The following is a 17,243-nucleotide window of genomic DNA, read 5'->3' as shown; positions in this document are numbered from 1 at the left end:
GTTTTTTGAATTCGCTTGTAAACGTGCGGCGTGGTTGTTTGGACATTGTAGAGATCCGCTCCCTTAGTGTAATAGCTTTATTCTACAAGCCCTTATTTTTTCTGTCCAACTAAGTGTAGCCTATCCATGTTTTATCAAATCTGAGAACAGGAGCCTACATTCTTTTCATCCGAAGATATAACCACACCTGGTGAAGCAGAATGAAATACAGGAGTGGATAAATGAGTGCAAAAGCGATTTGAGCCGCCGAAAATGATTGCATCTGCATCAATACTTGAAAGGTTTGAGAAACGGGAGGCAAAAACCACCATAAGAAATTCATGACCCGTGCACTTCCCGTATGCGTTGTAATGATTTGACCTTGCGTCTCTTCGGCAGAGCTGAAGAAGCTGTAACAAAGCCTGGCAGAGAATAGATAAACGATGATAGATGAAACCGCATAGCTGTCCATGGTCGGATTCGGCTTATATGTATACAGCAGCAGGACGGATAATAAAAAGAAAACGAACGGAGGAAAAAAACAATATGTACGAAAAATTGCTTTTCAGCAGGAAATTGACTAAATGGAAGGACAAGCTAATCCCCCTCAATCGATCATGAACCATCTCCATAATATGAGGCCCATTCAATGCTAGTTGATTCAACAGCGTAATGTTCAGGTGCATACCCGATCGACGTCCCAGGTTTCCGATTGATTTTCCCGCGAGAAGGCCTAGTTAGCCCCGCAATCAGCTTCAGCAGGGTCGATTTGCCCGATCCGTTACGGCCTACAATCGCAAGACATTGATTGCTTTTAATCGATAGATGATGTTATCCAGCACAGGCTTGTCTCTCTTGAAAGACTTGCCTACATCGCTTAGTTCGATAATGGTATCCATGATTGACTCCCATGAATGCGATCATGAGCAAATCAATCAAAGTGATTTCATTGCCTTCCTTATCTGTTCCGATCGGATCGAAGATCATACATTTCAATAAGAAATTAAAAAAAGGGACGCATGAACGTCCCTCGTTTCATATAAAGAGATGTTTCCAGCTCTATCTCTTCGTTTTATAAAACTCATGATACAGCTTCATCAGCGCCCGCTTCTCAATGCGTGAGACATAGCTGCGGCTGATGCCGAGTTCTTTGGCAATTTCGCGCTGAGTTCGTTCCTCTCCGCCATGGTCTAGTCCGAAGCGTCCCCGAACGACTTCCTGTTCGCGCTCATCCAGAATATGCAAATGATTGTAAATCTTCGTCTTTTCAATTTCAAGCTGCACCTGATCGACGACATCGTCGGATTCTGTGCCTAAGATATCGATCAACGTAATTTCATTGCCTTCCTTATCCGTCCCGATCGGATCGTGCAGCGAAACGTCCTTGCGTGTTTTCTTCAAGGAGCGAAGATGCATGAGGATTTCATTTTCAATACACCTTGCGGCAAAGGTAGCCAGCTTCGTCCCCTTGTTTGGCGAAAAGCTTTCGATGGCCTTAATCAGTCCAATCGTTCCGATGGAGATCAAATCTTCCGTGTCTTCTCCCGTGTTGTCAAATTTCTTGAGGTTGTGAACACGAACCGATGTCATCCTCATGCTGAATAAATTGTTGGCGTTTTAACTCATCTAGTGCTCCGACTGCAGTAATCTGTACTTCGTTCCCGTCGTAGCGAATAATAACTTCATCAACCAGGGTCTCCAGGATATGTCGCTTCTCCTCAAGGGTAAGCTCGTCGCCGGCGCTCTCGATAAAGTTTCGGACAGCCTTGGAGACCTCGGCAATCCGATTGGCCGATATTTCCTTCTCCGCTTGTTCTGACAACTGCTTTTCGTACCCGGCAAGCTCTTGCTCCAACGACTTTAGTCCGGCATTAATCTTTTGCATTTCAGTGAGCATTTCCTGCTCATCGATGACCTCCCGCTTGAACATGATTTTGATTTTTTCCTTTTCCTTCTCCTTCTGCTCCAGTTGACGTTTGATGTGGTCCGCGGCGGATTGAAGTTCCAGGTTAATCTCATTCGATTTGCTTTGCAGCCGCTCCATATAATCATCGGGATTAGACAATGTCTCCAAAATGAGCTGCCAGACGTAATGATCCAACATATCGGCGCGCAACGTTTGAGTTGGGCACTTCTCAACTCCTTCACCATACTTCTTTGGGAAGAGGTTTGGACATCTGTAGCAGGTGTAACGGATCTTTTCTCCCGTTTCTTTATTTACCCGGCCTGTATAAGTAGTTGCTTGCCACATTCTGCCGCAATGTCCACACCGGATCATGGATTTTAACAAATACTCATACTTTACATTTCCTGACCGTTTCATGTTTTTCTCTTTCTGCACCTGGGCTAATTCAAACAGTTGCGGGTCAATGATACTTGGCACGGTAACCTCGATCCAGTCCTTTTCCTCGCGAAAGGCATATGTTTTTTTCGGTGTGCCGTTCTTGGTTTTCTCCCCGCGAATCTTCCGGGTTTCTCTACGATTGTAATAGAACTTGCCGATGTACACCTCAGAAGTAAGAACCCTTCTAATGGAACTGGCGCTCCAGTTCCTGCTTTCCCCTCGTTTGGGTACCGCCCCCAACGCATAGAGTCGATCCCCGATTTCACGAAGCGTATAGTTCTCATGAACATACCAGTGGTACATTTTACGAACGAATTCGGCTTCCTGCTCATTGATAATGAAGGTATTTTCGTGAAGGTCATATCCATAGGGAGCCACACGCATGGGCATGATCTTCTTATCTTTTTCCACCGCTTTGAGTCTTCCGCGTACCGTCCGCTTCTTGATTAAAGACAACTCGTATTGTGCTATGGAACTCATCAGATTGAAAAAAAGCTGCCCTTCCGGCGTATTCCGGTATTCCGTGTCCACGAACACCAGCTCGATATTGCTCCGCTCCAGCTCACGGCAAAGGATTAATTTATCCGTCAAGTCCCTGGTCAACCGGTCGGGGTGGGTAACAATCAAGCGACGGACCAGCCCTTGCGCAACATCTTGTCTGAATTCATTCATGGCGGGCCGATCGATATCTTCACCTGTGAATCCTTCTTCGCGATAAACTTTGATCATGGATTCGGGAATTCCCAAGTCTTTCGCTTTCCGCATGCAAATCTCAATTTGTGCATCAAGGCTTGTGCCCTCTGATGCTTGCATGCCTGTAGAAACCCTTGGATATATGGCCGTATACATGGAGGTTCGCTCTTCTCCTTTCTTATCACTATCACTTTCCAGTATGGACAAAGAGAGAAACAAAAAAACCGGCTTATTCAGTCGGTTTCAAGATCAAACGCTTTAGGATGTAATCGATAACGGCATTTTTGGCCTCTGCAGCGGATAAGGTGTTTGAGACTTGAACTGAATCACTACATAAAGTATGAGGCACATATACGATTTTGATTGTCGGCATTCGCTCCATACTTTTCACCTCAATACACCTTATTCCGTCTGCGGTTTGTCCTATCACAAGCGCATGGTGTTTTGGATATACTTGAACTCCGTTTCCATGATTCGAACAATAGCCGATTCATTATCCGCCCCAATGAATGTCCAGTACCGGTGCCCAGGTACAACAGATTGGGTAATGAATCCTGACCATGTTAAGGACTTCGATTTTAGAGCGGACATGAGTTTGTCCAAACTTAATAGGTCATTTTGATATAGATCAACGACGATCACATCGGTTCGTGATTCTAGACGGATATAACATTCTTGATCCGTGTTTGTCTGGATGACATATCCTTTTACATCTCTATTACGATCTTCAGCCATTCTCAATAACGGAATCAGGTCTTCCATACAAGTTAAAGCTATCCCGCTAAAATCATAATTTTTAAAGTTCCATCGCTCCATAACAAGCCTATCCTTATAAGCCCAATCAAAAGGAACACGGTGGATGATGCCAAATTGGGCCAGTAGCTCATTGCTGAATCTCCTAGATTTCAAAGGGTTCGTTAAGTCGAAAATTGTAGAAGAAGATTCCGAAAAATCTCCCAGCAAGAGTGTTCTTAACTCCGCTGTCCTTAAACTAAAGGCATGTATCAATGCTTTTCGACGATAAGGCAAGGATAGTTTCCGTAGCAGAATACCAAAAGTTATTGGGTCAGTAGCTGCCAGTTCTTTCACCTCATACCAGTCTCGATCATGCCTGCTGATATAAGTGATTTCGTCTATTTCACCATGGATGAATTTTAAGGCTAGTTGAAGAAGGTCTTCCTTCAACCTAAGCTTTACACTCCATCAGCTTAATCCCGTATCAAAGCACTCATCATCAACTCTCCACAAATGGAGCAGATTCTTGTTTCTTTCGACCGAAATCCTCGCATAACCCGAAAACCCAACGAGCTTTTGCTCCATTTGTGGAGCAACCAGGACAGAAAACGAAAGCAAATGATACCTTTTCATCAATGATGTGGACCATCGGGCCCCACCTCCTTTCTTAAGCAAAAGCTGCTGTCTGAACGGTCAAAGAAACAGAATCTGAGGGAGAGATGTAGATGGATAACGATCAGAATATTAAAGATATCGATATTTTGGGATTCATGTATTCGGATCATTGGAAGCAAAATGCGAAAACTATTGCAGAGATTGCTTCTTATGAGAACTCTACTTCGCAAGAATGTTTACAAACTGTCCCAACTGGCAATCATGATATCAAGAGCTTAAGTTGGGAGAAGGTGCTGTTGTTCTTGAATAGCATGTACGCATTCGCTTGGCCTGAACATAATGCCAAGACTAGTTCTTCAGGTTCTCCTGGTTTGAATGAATGGATCTTTACAACCCATATCCAAGGCCAAATTTTTGCCCCTGTTCTACTTGATTACCTGGAAAAGAAAAAGTCGATCAAATCAACCAGCTACTTTTCCATAACTGAGTACGCACTGGAGCTCATTCATTTCTTCAAAATCTATTTAGGAATTGATTCTCGATCCATTTGCGACAAAGAGCTCGCGAACAGGAATATCCTTCAGAAGTTTATTGAGCAATCTTATCCCAATTTCATTCAGAGAGATCTGATTCAAGAGATAGCAAAAAAATTACTCTCGGATGAGATCAAACTGCAGAAATCTACACACAATCATTCCTCAAAAGAATGGACTCAAGATATTAATCACCCCTCGGTCAACGCTCACATGAACGATTTGATCCGATCAGGGGTAAAAGAAAAGTCGGTTTACGGAAAATATAAGATCAGTTATGCCATGTTTTTGTTCTGGCTGCGCACCAATTACGTTCAGTTCCAAAGTACTTCACCCGACGACATCCCTCTATCTAGGGTTACAGAAGAGCATCTACTCGAATTCAAACAATACTTAATGCGATTGGCAACGAAAGGTGTTTACAGCAAGCACACGGTTAGCGATCGTTTTTACGATATCCGCTTCCTGCTGTCCAATTTATACAAGTTAGGCTGGCTCCCCAAGGACATTACTTTGGATGTTGCTTGAATCCCGTATGATAAGTACCTTCATCGAGATTTACCGAATGATGCGGAGCTTCAAAGTTTTTTCCAAACGATACAACTCTATTCTGATCAGCCCGTAATGGAACTAGCAGCCTTTGGGTTGATGCTCTGTCTTGGCTTACGAATCCATGAAGTGGCTGGCATCCGCTATGAGGATGTCAACTTGGAAAATAAATCCATTTCTGTTTTCGGAAAAAATGAAAAATCGGCAATTCTCCCCTTGCCTGATCCTTTGCATAAGTATCTTGAAAAGCTTTTTGTCAAGCATACTCAGGATAGCTATGGGTTTGGAAACAACAGCCAGACAGTTATCCGTGAATTACGGGAACGATACAAGCTCTATTCCTTTGTATCGGGCTGGAACTATCCGGGAGGCCCCCATTTACTTCGGCACGTTTTTATCAGCAGGTTGTCGGAACGTGAAGATTGCCCACCGCAATTGTTAATGTATCTCGCAAGACATGACCGGCCAGAAAATACTGCACGATATGTTCATCGAAGTACCCGTCAATTAAATGATGCCGTGAACAAAATCAATTTCTAAAGGAGAAATCCCCCATGCCTAAAGTAATCAATGACACGAAGTATTCTGAACTTAAAGACCAAATAAATAAGCTGTTAAGCCATTATGGCCCCGAAAAAATGCGGCTAGTAATGGAAACCTTGCCTGTCCAGACACAGACAAAACCTAATATGCCCCTGGCAGTGCGGAACGTTTCATTTCTCGAAGCCGTTGATGCTTTCTATCAAAGCAGCAAGTTTTCTGGACTTAGCCGGACCACGCAAACAACGTATCGGTCAGAGATGAAACTTTTCCAGCAACATGTCAAGGAAAAGTTTGGCGACGATCCGCAGTTTGAAAAGGTAACAAACGGCGAATTCTTGTCTGACTATATTAAGCTTAATGAGGATCCTAATACAAAAGCCAAGAAATCTTCCTTTCTTCGAACCTTCATCAAGACTACTTACAAAAAATTCTATGGGCATCAAGATCTCGGGGACTTGAAGACTATACTACGCGTTCGATGGTCAAACGATGACGCACCAAAAGCCTTTACTAAAGTGCAGATCGCGGAAATCTTGCAGATCGCTCAATCTCGTAACCACGATAGCCTTTACACTGCAATTATCTGGACTTTCCTTGGTAGTGGAATTCGCATAAACGAGCTCTGCCATCTAAGGATCGGTGATATCACTCCTGATACTCAAACAATCAAGGTAACACCCAAAGGGGCTGAGAATACCAAGAAAGTCCGAAAAATCAACGAGCTCGCCTTAATGATGCTCACAGATTTTATAGAGAAAAAATACAGTCGCGCTCGCGAGGTGATGCCAGATTCCGATTATCAAAGGCTCTATATCTTTTCAAGCACTGCCGGGGATAAACCCATCACATCTAGAGCCATTCAGCAATTTATGAAACGTATTATTCGCGAGTCTCGGTCGATAAAAGAGGAAGACAAAGATCGTTTAGGTCCTCACTCTTTTCGTCATTCTTTTGCCGTTCAAGGCCTTGAAGCAGGGATCGATATATACACCCTCTCAAAACTTCTAGGTCACGAGTCGATCGACAGCACGATGAAGTACTTGCGGCTTTTCGATGATCAACTTCGTGACGCCATTAACAAACACCCATTTGCCCAAGAGATTATTCAAAAAATTAGAGAAAGGTTGGAGAACAAATGAAACGTTTGTTATTGGATTCCCCTTACTATGCCAACTGGAAAAAACATACCCATCTCAAGAATTCTGCAATTTACGCTTATAGTCGCCAATTCATGAAATTTGAACAATATCTGAGCTTAGACTTTGAGGGAGAGCTGGATTTCGATAAATTTTATTATGATACTGAATCCGAGACTTATCGCCCGATCGATACTGAATGTATTGACGGTTATATCCAGTTTCTCAAGAAGAGGTTTCAGGCAAGCAAGAATACTATCTTCAATAACATTGTTTACCTGAAACATTTTTTCACGTTACTTCACGGTCTTGGGATGATTAAACAAAACCCCATGAAAAATTTTCCGAATCCGTACTATGAACGCCGAATAATAGATCGTTCCCTCTCCATTGGTGAATGTCAGCGATTATTTCAAGCAGCGCTTAAAGCCGATCCATTTGTCCGGAAGTTCTATATCCTCATATTGCTAATGTCAACGACCGCTCTTCGAAACAGGGAGATTATACAGCTAACGTACGAACAGATTGATTTTGAGCGCAAGGTTATTCTGGTTAACAAAGGGCAGAAAACCTCCTCCGAAGTCGTTTATATGCCCGATTCCCTCGTTGATGAACTGGAACGTTATTTACATCATCCGGTTGTAGATGAATGGCGGAATTCTGGACATTCCGAGGTTTTCTTTGAAAACAATCGTCCATTAACAAAAGCAGCATTAAACCGAATCATCAAGAATCTTTGCCTAGAGGCCGGCATACAAAAGACAGTCACTGCCCATAGTTTTCGACATACAACGGCATACTTGATGCAGAGCAGCGGGATTGACATTATCGCTATAAAACGACAACTACGCCATAAGCAGTTATCAACAACTTTGCGATATGTTCCTCCAGTTGACGCTGCGAAGCTGCTGAATGACGCGTGTTCCGATCTTCTTCAATAACAACAAAAAGAACCCGAAGAAAGCAAAGAAAAAATGCTTCATTCGGGTTCATTATTTGAACAATTATAGTACACAAGGACAGACTACTCCCGTGTTGTAATTAATCACCATAAAGGGAATTGGATACCGAAAGCACCTGGCTCGAGGAAATGGTATCAATCAACTGTCCCGCGAGGACATGATTTGGGCCAGAGGATGGCCACTCATTATGCTTCCGCTGGGAACAGAAGCGATAGAAGGAACAAATTTATTATATAGTGGATGTGCTTTGAAATCAATAATAGCAAAGGTCACTGTTGCTCGGCTAGTACTCGTATCTCATAAGGACTAGCCTCTTCCGGAACTTTCATTTCATGCTCCCTTCTTAACTCTCAAAAAAATGGCATATTAACTTTATGAACTCTTGATGTATTTGATCCAGGTCTTCGGAAGCAATGTCAATATGAAGAGCTGATATCCGGATCTCCTGATTTCCGTTATGTATCAAATAGGTTGCTAGCGGATTCTGGAAATATTTATTCGCACGGAAAACTGGGTATACCAGAAACAACCGATTGCATTGATAACGGACTGCGTAGGCCAACATTTGGTAAACATCCGACTCCGAAAGTCGAGTATTCTCTTCAGAAATGGGATTTTTATATTTCGCATCTACAATCATTTCGATTGGCGTGTCTGATCCTGCTCGGCTGCATGCGATTGTAATATCGGGTCTGAGCAGAAAAACCTCTTTTTCAGCATCCAAGTAACGTTGTGGCGTCTGATAACGGACCACCCAATCATCCGAAGATAACCCTTTATCCAACCATTGATATAACGAGAACTCAAATAATTGATTCAATGGGATCAAAAAGGTAAAGGTACGCTCGTCGCCCGCATGGACCCCAGGTTGACGGTTAAGGTAAAACATCTTAGCGAGTTCAAACACCGGCCGATAGTCTTCGTTTAACCGATTGAATCGTACTCTTTGGAACATCGATTCGGTAAGCCGGATGGGACAGATATCCTCTAAAAGCAAAAGCGCATGGCTCAAACTAGTTTTGTTTTCCTCGTTTTTCGTCAATGTTCTAAGTGAAATCATTGTGGCTTTAATGATTTGGTTAAGCAGATTGTCTTCCGTGAATTCCTGATAACTAACATAATGCTTATGCTTAAATCCCCCATTCCTGAGCAACTGCCGCTGAAAAAGGATCCTTCCTCTAATGAAGGCCAGGTTGCCCTCAAAATCTTCATATTGACGATGAATTTGCTTCTGAAAGAGTTCCAAGAACCTCTTAATGAAAATGTGAATGAAAATCTCCAGCAAATCTCCGTTCATAGCCGCTATAAGTTGAGGATCCGGAATATCTTTGACTGAAAGGAACCCGCTAGATGCCAGCAAACGGAACAGCATCCGAACGGACGAACGTTTTTCTTCTTCGAAGTCTTCAGCGGATGCCGCATCTTCATAAAGTTTGGGCAGAATCTGTAGCTGCAAGGAAGGAGTGGCGATAAATCCAACATACTTCCTTAGCAGCACTCGGTTATCTACACTGAAGCTAATATTTTGCCTTCCCCAAATGGACTCAAACGAAGATAATTCCATCCTATGTTCATTCGAGATTGGTTCCAACGAATACCTGTCTTCAAAGACGGTGATGAGTTTCGGCATCAGTCTTCTATTCCTTTATAGATGGTCAACAAGGCCTTCTCGAAGTCGGAAACCGTATCTTTATCGGAAGGCTGCGTGCTTAAGAACCGCATGCTTCCGGATTTCTCGAAGAACTTGGTTCCAACAACCGACTGAATAGCAGCGACATCGTTGTAGAAGTATTCAGCGATTAATGGCAAAATTTTATAATACCAGCTCTTAAAAAGATCATCGATCGTTAAAACATCCATCAAATAGGCGTGGCCGATCCGATGGTCTCGATCCAGCTTCTCCGATATTTTTTCGTTAAGGCTGCGCAAAAGACTTGCAAGTTCCACCGAGCCCACTTTTGCTGTATTTTGTTCGAAAACCGCATAATCTGGTTCCATTTCCGCGAATACGAACCGTCTTCTTAGCGCGGTATCCAGCATCGCGATCGATCGATCGGAAGTATTCATCGTACCGATAATATACAGGTTCCTAGGCAACGAGAAGGGCTTTTTGGAATAGGGCAAGATCGTGCTGACCGTTTGCCTTTTGTCCTTTTCAATCAATGTTATCAGTTCGCCAAAGATTTTAGAGATGTTACCTCGGTTGATTTCATCGATGATCAAATAGTATGGTTTTTGCTGATGCTGCTGTGTCTTAACCGTTTTATTTATATCGTTGGAAATACCGATCAATTTCTGAACGTCGGACATGTGAATTCGGGGAAGCTCGTAAATCGTTTTGAGAGTAAGACTTACTCCGCCGTTCATATCGTAAATATCCGCGGGCTCCGTAAATTCTTTCAACCATGCAACCGGTCTGACGTGCGGTGCCACCTGTCCTTTTATATAAGCATAATCCCCCGTTATCACACCAATATCCCGAATCGTCCGAGGTCCATCATAGACAAAAACGATATCACCTCGTTCCATTTGGTTAATGAGAGTATCTAGCGTATTGGCGTCCATTGTAGGCTTTTGAGCCCCATCATCCCGCTCATTCTCAAGCAAGGAATAAATTTCGTCATATGATTTGTCTGTAAGGTCGATGTGATCGAGAAAATCGACCGCTATTTGTTTGCCTGCTTTACATTGGTTGTAAATGTGATCGCTGTTGCGGCGGCCGAGCGATACTTTCCAGACACGGGATCCCGAATGTATGAACTCGGCTCCCGAAATACCGGAGGACTCAGATTCCGCTTTGATAATTTGTGCTGACGCTTCTTCCACCATCTTTTTCAGAACGCCAGGCTCCACACGGTACCGAATCTCACCACCTGCTTCGTCTTGCTTCATGTCTTCTTCCAATTGGGGGCGAATACCCTCAATAAATTCCTCATACGAGTAGGACTGGTGGAAAGTGATGAAACGTACCCGTTCTTCCCGTTCAACTTGGACGAACGGGATATATCTTTTACTGAATGTATACTCAAACGCTTCAATGATGTTCTTCGTAGCGAACGTCTTCCCTGTTCCCGGCGGTCCGTATAAAATCAAATTGGGGTTGAAATCCAGCAACTCAGCATACGCACGGTATTGTTCAAACAATTCCGGCGCGTCCTCGACATCCGAAGATTCTAACGCATGCGTGATTGGCGTTTTCCCATCAGTTCCAACTTCCATATTCGGTTTGCTGATCGGTGTCTTGCGGCGGCCAACCAAGACGTTGTCATATAGGCGAATAGGATTATCCACTACAAAATAACCTTGCTTTTCCAATTCATTCAGGACGCTTTTCAAATAGTTACGTTTAATCGGCGCTTCCTCTTCGGCAAATTCAAGCAACTGTAGCAATGTATACCGTTCATTGACGGAATTTTTGTCCTCGTACAGTTTCTGCAAACTGGCATAAGGTTGGGATTGTCCATTCTTCCATTCCAATATCCCGACTATTCTTGATGTTACGAGATTGTCGATTACAACCATGATGTCGTTTTCTGCAACTGGCGGGAGTTGAGAACTTAGTGTGACGTAATAACGACGAACCGATGTAAAAGAAAGCTGATCCCAGTTTTCCATGGGAAACGCCGAGGTTGTCTCAATGGGAAAGAAACCGTGACCTGGAGTAGCTTTGTTAATTTTATTAAGCAAGTTGAGATCCAAATTGAAATATGGACTTTTAATAAATTGCACGACGGGTACAGGATGCGGCAACCGCTTGATTTCTTCGAAAAAAACAACACCTGTATCCGACGGATTAATAGGATTTACCTTATGCCCATATTCCCTCACTTTCCATAACGCAATTACGTTGGCATTGGTCACTACAAAGACATAATCCCCAGGTTCAATCCCCCCGTACCAGGAACTCCCTTTGGCTCCCGCAGCGTAATATTTCTCCTGGATTTGATGCGGTCTCTTACTGTCAAACTTTCCGAAATATACTTTGCTCATTGGATCTCCTCGATTTCATTTATCCACTATTTTCTTTGTCACAGGTGTATCGTTACAAGATACCACGTTTTAAATTTCTTTTGAAATGATGATAAATCTCATGCGGATATAAGTTCAATAGCTGCATCAGCGCTGTGCAGAAGCCGATCAGGATGATTGGCCTTTCACTATTCGACTGAAACTCGATCCCGCGTTCCACCAAATAGTTAGCTAGACGATCGAAGTCTGCCTCATATTCCGGATGAATCGGATAAGCCCTCTGATGAACTTTCTTTATTAGCTCCCAAGCGCCTATTCGTTCAAAATGTGCTCTTCTCTCCTCCAGCTGTTCTTGGTTTCCAAAGACAGTCTCAAAAGCAAGATCGAAAAACTTGCGGTTTCGCCGTAGTTTTCTCCACTCCGCATTATCCAGTGAGGGGCCGAAAACTTCTTCCACTTCGTCTTCCAACTCTTCAAGCAACTTAAACCGTGATTTGTACCCGAGGCTTTCCACCAGCCCCTTATAGTACCATTCCTGACTGTCACGTCCTCGTTTGAAACGAGACCATGCCTCCTCACCGTACTGCTTCAAGTCCCTCTTAATCGAACGAATATTGTGTAGTTTGTCTGCACAGGACGTCTGCCGAATAGCAACGGTTGCATGTTTAAGTTCATCGAGCGTATGCTGCTTTCTTTCCTCCCATGATGCACCTTTGTCCGGTTCTGAGCAGCCTTTTACGATTTCCAATACTTTAGGACCGAAGAAGGCCAGTAAATCCTCCTCCGTTGTATCGGTATCTTCCAACGTGTCATGCAAAATTCCAGCCGCGACAACTTCCTCCGAACAACCTGCCCGCTGCAAAATCATGCCCACAGCATAAGGATGACTAATGTATGGTATCTCTGTGCCTTTTCGGCGCTGTTCCCGATGTGCAACGGCAGCAAACTCAATTGCCTTATCGATTAAAGACATGGACACGTTTTCCTCCCTTCAATTTCAAAGATCAGTTTCTCATGAATGGTTGCGAACCGGATATTTTTGCAGGTGATTAAGAACCAGCAAAGCCCCAGCCTTATGCAGCGGCTCATTCTGCTTCTCACAATGAAACAGCTGAATGCAGGATGGGCAGCCGTCCGAACAACCACAGCTGCTAATGATCTGTCGGGCTTTCTCCAAGAGAACCCCGAATTTTTCCGCAACGACCTCGACTATACCTGAACCGCCTCCTGCTTGGCTGTCGTAGAAGAACATTCCGGGCATTCCAAACAATGCTGAGCCAGAATAAAAAGAGGTGTGCTGAAAATCAGCCATACTGCACCTTACAACGGCCGGTATCGCCGAAGCTATGGCATGTTCAACCGCATGAAGGCTTCCCTCAGCCATGGTCTCCAAGTCAATGGTATCGCGATCCAGTACATCATTGAGCAGACCTTTAAGTTCATCCCTTCCTTGGTGATCCCACATCAGCCAAAACGCCTCGGTTTGGAAACTGACAGGATATGTGTTTGTCAATTGCACGGTTTCGGGAGGCGTTGCGCCGTGATTGTAGATTTTTTTGTAGCCAAATGTGCTTCGTTTTACGATGATGTTTCCAAGATTGGATTTGATCGCCGCGTCACTTCTCAGTGGATTGGTTATGTCATGGATTTCAATGCTATCGCGAACAATTCCGCGGGTATGATAATCCGTTCTTACCGGCTCCACAACCACTTTGCGTTGCTTACCGTTGACCCACTTGACCTTATAGAAGGTACGATTGTCAGGTCCCAGAAATACTGCATCCACGTGATAATCTCTTATTAAGGAACGCTCATCTACACTTTGAAACAAGATGTCCTCATTCCAGCCGTTCTTGGTTACAACCGTATAAGTAGCCCCCATTGTAAACAAAGTTTGATATCTTGGCGTTTCACCATGATAGAGGAGTTTCCCTTCAATCTGCTGCCACTGGTCGCTTGCTTCCGCAACCACCTTGCGAAGCGCCGAAGAGCGAACATAATTCATAGCATTCGTCAACGTCCCTCCCAGTTCGTGGGCTGCGTATGCGAGATACTCCTTTAATAGCTTGGGATTCGTTGTATTGATCGCCGCTGATTCAGGCGAAAGCGTAAAGAATTCTTCAGGGTTGCGGGCAAAGTATTGCTGCAATGGCTCTTCCTGAAGCATCATAATCACCACACCGTCTCTGCTGCGCCCCACACGACCAGCCTGCTGCCAAAAGGAGGCCTGAGAACCTGGATACCCCAACAATATACATACATCCAGACACTTCACATCAATTCCGACCTCTAGGGCGCTAGTAGTGACCACTCCAAGGATCTCGCCTTGCTCAAGTTTTTGTATGGTTCGTTCTTTAACTTCTTGCGTGAGGTACGCATGGTACGGCAGAAAAAACTCATGTGGTTCGTCTGCCGAAAGCCCGCCATGATCATGAAGATGGCTGCGCAATATCATGTTTAATTCACGACTTAAAAGCTGGGCTTGCTGGCGGTTGCTTGTAAAAATGATACTTCTTGGCCATCTTCCATCCTTGTAGATCGTGCGCAGAATTTCATAGAGATCGGAAACAACAGCCCTTTTCTTCTGCTCATCGTCTGATAAGCCCGGATTCCACATCAAAATTGCTTTCTTCTTTACTGGCGCTTGTACACCCGATATTTCATGAAATCCTTTCAGTCCACGCATTCCTGTTAATTCTTCAGCTAGATACTTTGGATTAGCAATGGTAGCCGAGCAGGCAATAAACTGGACGTTTTTATTCCCCAACCTGTCACATAACATTCTTAATCTGCGAAGGACCAAAGAAACCTTTGAACCTAACAAGCCTGAGTATTGATGAAGCTCATCAATAACGACAAACCGAAGATTTTGCAGAAAGCGCAACAGTTGGGGACCTTTCCCCTTAGGTGAACTTGCACTTTGAAGAATTAAGTGCAGATAGTGAACGTTGGTCAGCCAATAGCGCCCCTCAGAGAACACGAAGCTAGACGCCTGATCTTTTCTCATATGCTCTGGAACGTTACGTTGCCCATGGAGAACCCCAACAGATAATTGTTGTCCATTCACAGAGAATCGGGAAAATCCATTTACAGAGAAATGATTTCCATGCTCATCCGCATCATCAGCCCATTCTTTCAAATGGGTAAACTGATCTTCGACCAATGCTTTGAACGGAGCCATATATAGCGCACACGCATTCGAATCAGCAACCAATTTTTCCATGATGGGAACATTGTAAGCCAATGATTTTCCTGATGCGGTTTTCGTACAGAGAACGACATTGCGTCCTTCACGGATGTTCTGTATTGCTTCTCCTTGATGCAAATATAGCTTTTCGATCCCCAGAGATTGCAGCTTCCGTTCCAGCCAACTGGGGATCAGGACTTGTTCAGCATAAGCGCCTTGATTGGCGTCAATTTGATGCACATGTACGTCACTTCGGATACGGGTTCCGAGTTCGAGCAAATGCTGAACGAGATTTTCACTATCGAATGTTTGTTGTACGGGAAGTCTGCGGTCTATGAGCAATTCCATTTCTTCCGGTGTCAGCATGTCGTCCAAGATTGAATGTCTATCATGTGAACAATAAACGCCGGATGGTTTGTTTATATAGGACTCCGTATCGGGTTCAAGGGAGCGCCATTCTGAAACTCGAATCCCGTTTGCCCGTTGATGGATCTTACGGTAATAGCCCTTTGGATCCGCCTTATAGCTGATTTGAATGAAGTCCCCGTAAGGTCTTTGGCCTCCGCAAGCGGAACAGATTACAGGCATTCTTAATCGATCCCTTCAATCAAAATCTTCAGCAGCATTTTGGCCCCAGGCTTAAACAATTCAACATTCCCTTTGCCGGGGAGTTGTACGCAGCTAGGACATCCTTCAGCACAAGGGCAGCTCTCAATAAGCTCAAGCGCTTTTCGAAGTACTTGCGGAAGTTTCTCGTAAATCGCCTCGATGGTCCCGAGACCGGACCCGTTCTCGCCATAGAAGCCGATAACAGGTCTATTGGCAAAAGCCGTCATCTCGCTCGCCGAAAACCCTGTAAAATCATTAGCGTCGCAGATAATGAGGTCAGGAATAACCGAAGTCATAGCGTGACCTGCAGCGTGAAGGGAAGCTTCAGCCAATAAGTCGATGGATCTGCCCTCATCCGCTAACTCCTGAATGCCATTTTTCAATTGGCTCCATTGAGAATCCGTTAGTGTAACCCACATTCCTTCCGGAGTGAATCGGGTGACGGACGGATGATCCAATTGAACCTGCTCAGACTCATGCTTCTGTCCGAAGTAAACTTTTTTATAACCGAAGACACTCCGCTTAATCTCCAGTTCACCATAAGCCATATCGATTCCATCGATGTGTTGCTTCTGATAACTCTGCATAATATCGATGATATCGCGATAAGTAGATTGAGTGTAATAGGTTAGTTCCTGAATAGGCAATACAATAATTTCACCTTTTCTGCGATTGATAGAGTCTACTCGATAGCCTTTCTCTCCAGGAGTCCAATAGATCGCGCCTTCATAAAAATCACGAAGAGCACTCCACTCATCCAAACTGTCTACTATCGTTTGATTTTGTCCCCGAATGGTTACGCTGTAATTTTTACCAGACATTGATCGAAGACTAAACTTGTCATCAACGATCGCCTCATCGTTAGCTGTTGCAGCTACTTGCAGTACAGTCTCAATATAATCTTCGAGTAATCCAGGAAACATGTCCTGCAAGTCTTCCTTCGTGACTTCTCTCCCGAGCTCTTCTCTTAGTAACGGGATGTGCATGGCTAACAACTTGTAATTTGTTGGATTAATCCTAACTACCTCGGGAGCTTTATGGATAAATTCAAGCGGGTTACGCATGTAATACTGCTGAAGCGGTTCATCCTGCCAGATCAGTATGGCAACACCCTCGCCTTTGCGGCCAACACGTCCGATCTGTTGGGAGAATGCCGCTTTCGTTCCGGGATAACCAACAAGAACGGCAAGACTCAAATCACCGATATCAATCCCGACTTCAAGGGCATTGGTCGTAATAATGACATGAATGTCGTGGGACTTGATGTAACCGTCAAGTACTTTTGAGCAGATTCCGCTAAATAAGTTTCAACACCTATGAATTACCAAATATGGTTTCTCGGTGCTTGAGGCGGAAGCTATCTCCGCTTAGCTTTATCACTTCGCTCTT

At 44.1% G+C, this 17,243-nt stretch carries 14 protein-coding genes; 4 read left to right on the top strand and 10 right to left on the bottom strand.

Annotation, left to right across the window (positions count from 1 at the left end):
• Positions 1-154: 154 nt before the first annotated feature.
• The 5 genes from ACFPXP_RS10095 to ACFPXP_RS10075 form a co-directional block, all read right to left on the bottom strand.
• Positions 155-451 carry a hypothetical protein gene (locus tag ACFPXP_RS10095; protein ID WP_379894079.1) on the bottom strand — a complete coding sequence of 99 codons (297 nt, stop codon included), beginning with the start codon at positions 449-451 and terminating at the stop codon, positions 155-157.
• A 143-nt stretch (positions 452-594) separates the two neighbouring features.
• On the bottom strand, positions 595-774 hold the full coding sequence (locus ACFPXP_RS10090; protein ID WP_379894084.1) for an ATP-binding cassette domain-containing protein: 180 nt from the start codon (positions 772-774) through the stop codon (positions 595-597).
• Between the two features lie 264 nt (positions 775-1,038).
• On the bottom strand, positions 1,039-1,575 hold the full coding sequence (gene sigK / locus ACFPXP_RS10085) for an RNA polymerase sporulation sigma factor SigK (RefSeq protein ID WP_379894078.1): 537 nt from the start codon (positions 1,573-1,575) through the stop codon (positions 1,039-1,041).
• Positions 1,532-3,172, bottom strand: coding sequence for a recombinase family protein (locus tag ACFPXP_RS10080; RefSeq protein WP_379894077.1), 1,641 nt, complete (start codon positions 3,170-3,172; stop codon positions 1,532-1,534). Before ACFPXP_RS10080 ends, sigK begins: the two co-directional genes overlap by 44 nt.
• 270 nt (positions 3,173-3,442) lie before the next feature.
• On the bottom strand, positions 3,443-4,201 hold the full coding sequence (locus tag ACFPXP_RS10075) for a hypothetical protein (RefSeq protein WP_379894076.1): 759 nt from the start codon (positions 4,199-4,201) through the stop codon (positions 3,443-3,445).
• Positions 4,202-4,476: 275 nt separating this feature from the next.
• Here ACFPXP_RS10075 and ACFPXP_RS10070 point away from each other — a divergent pair, with 275 nt between their 5' ends.
• The 4 genes from ACFPXP_RS10070 to ACFPXP_RS10055 are packed head-to-tail and all read left to right on the top strand — an operon-like array spanning position 4,477 to position 8,068.
• Positions 4,477-5,427, top strand: coding sequence for a hypothetical protein (locus ACFPXP_RS10070; RefSeq protein ID WP_379894075.1), 951 nt, complete (start codon positions 4,477-4,479; stop codon positions 5,425-5,427).
• A complete protein-coding gene (locus tag ACFPXP_RS10065; protein ID WP_379894083.1) occupies positions 5,428-5,988 on the top strand; it encodes a tyrosine-type recombinase/integrase in 561 nt (186 codons plus the stop codon).
• A 14-nt stretch (positions 5,989-6,002) separates the two neighbouring features.
• Entirely contained in the window at positions 6,003-7,130 is a 1,128-nt protein-coding gene (locus tag ACFPXP_RS10060; RefSeq protein ID WP_379894074.1) for a tyrosine-type recombinase/integrase, read from the top strand.
• Positions 7,127-8,068: a tyrosine-type recombinase/integrase gene (locus ACFPXP_RS10055; protein ID WP_379894073.1), complete on the top strand. Its 942-nt coding sequence runs from the start codon at positions 7,127-7,129 to the stop codon at positions 8,066-8,068. The genes ACFPXP_RS10060 and ACFPXP_RS10055 overlap by 4 nt, the downstream gene beginning before the upstream one ends.
• A 364-nt stretch (positions 8,069-8,432) precedes the next feature.
• Here the strand turns inward: ACFPXP_RS10055 and ACFPXP_RS10050 are convergent, their stop codons facing one another.
• The 5 genes from ACFPXP_RS10050 to ACFPXP_RS10030 all read right to left on the bottom strand — a co-directional run bounded on the left by ACFPXP_RS10050 (position 8,433) and on the right by ACFPXP_RS10030 (position 17,104).
• The gene (locus ACFPXP_RS10050) at positions 8,433-9,653 is read right to left on the bottom strand and encodes an McrC family protein (RefSeq protein WP_379894082.1); all 1,221 of its coding nucleotides are present in this window, start codon (positions 9,651-9,653) and stop codon (positions 8,433-8,435) included.
• 65 nt (positions 9,654-9,718) lie between these two features.
• Positions 9,719-12,079, bottom strand: coding sequence for an AAA family ATPase (locus ACFPXP_RS10045; RefSeq protein WP_379894072.1), 2,361 nt, complete (start codon positions 12,077-12,079; stop codon positions 9,719-9,721).
• Between the two features lie 52 nt (positions 12,080-12,131).
• Positions 12,132-13,031 carry an HD domain-containing protein gene (locus tag ACFPXP_RS10040; protein ID WP_379894071.1) on the bottom strand — a complete coding sequence of 300 codons (900 nt, stop codon included), beginning with the start codon at positions 13,029-13,031 and terminating at the stop codon, positions 12,132-12,134.
• Positions 13,032-13,070: 39 nt separating this feature from the next.
• On the bottom strand, positions 13,071-15,611 hold the full coding sequence (locus ACFPXP_RS10035) for a DEAD/DEAH box helicase (protein ID WP_379894081.1): 2,541 nt from the start codon (positions 15,609-15,611) through the stop codon (positions 13,071-13,073).
• A 224-nt stretch (positions 15,612-15,835) separates the two neighbouring features.
• A complete protein-coding gene (locus ACFPXP_RS10030) occupies positions 15,836-17,104 on the bottom strand; it encodes a Zn-binding domain-containing protein (protein WP_379894080.1) in 1,269 nt (422 codons plus the stop codon).
• Positions 17,105-17,243 lie beyond the last annotated feature (139 nt).

The organism is Marinicrinis lubricantis, from assembly GCF_042658665.1.
Classification (GTDB): domain Bacteria; phylum Bacillota; class Bacilli; order Paenibacillales; family KCTC-33676; genus Marinicrinis; species Marinicrinis lubricantis.
Note: the sequence above shows the minus strand (reverse complement) of the source record. Positions and strands in the feature narration are given on the sequence as shown.

Excerpts from the sequence above, each read along its gene's own strand:
- ACFPXP_RS10095 (WP_379894079.1), bottom strand. The coding sequence starts at position 451 with ATGGACAGCTATGCGGTTTCATCTATCATCGTTTATCTATTCTCTGCC.
- sigK (WP_379894078.1), bottom strand. The coding sequence starts at position 1,575 with ATGAGGATGACATCGGTTCGTGTTCACAACCTCAAGAAATTTGACAAC.
- ACFPXP_RS10080 (WP_379894077.1), bottom strand. The coding sequence starts at position 3,172 with ATGTATACGGCCATATATCCAAGGGTTTCTACAGGCATGCAAGCATCA.
- ACFPXP_RS10070 (WP_379894075.1), top strand. The coding sequence starts at position 4,477 with ATGGATAACGATCAGAATATTAAAGATATCGATATTTTGGGATTCATG.
- ACFPXP_RS10060 (WP_379894074.1), top strand. The coding sequence starts at position 6,003 with ATGCCTAAAGTAATCAATGACACGAAGTATTCTGAACTTAAAGACCAA.
- ACFPXP_RS10055 (WP_379894073.1), top strand. The coding sequence starts at position 7,127 with ATGAAACGTTTGTTATTGGATTCCCCTTACTATGCCAACTGGAAAAAA.
- ACFPXP_RS10050 (WP_379894082.1), bottom strand. The coding sequence starts at position 9,653 with ATGGAATTATCTTCGTTTGAGTCCATTTGGGGAAGGCAAAATATTAGC.
- ACFPXP_RS10045 (WP_379894072.1), bottom strand. The coding sequence starts at position 12,079 with ATGAGCAAAGTATATTTCGGAAAGTTTGACAGTAAGAGACCGCATCAA.
- ACFPXP_RS10040 (WP_379894071.1), bottom strand. The coding sequence starts at position 13,031 with ATGTCTTTAATCGATAAGGCAATTGAGTTTGCTGCCGTTGCACATCGG.
- ACFPXP_RS10035 (WP_379894081.1), bottom strand. The coding sequence starts at position 15,611 with ATGCTGACACCGGAAGAAATGGAATTGCTCATAGACCGCAGACTTCCC.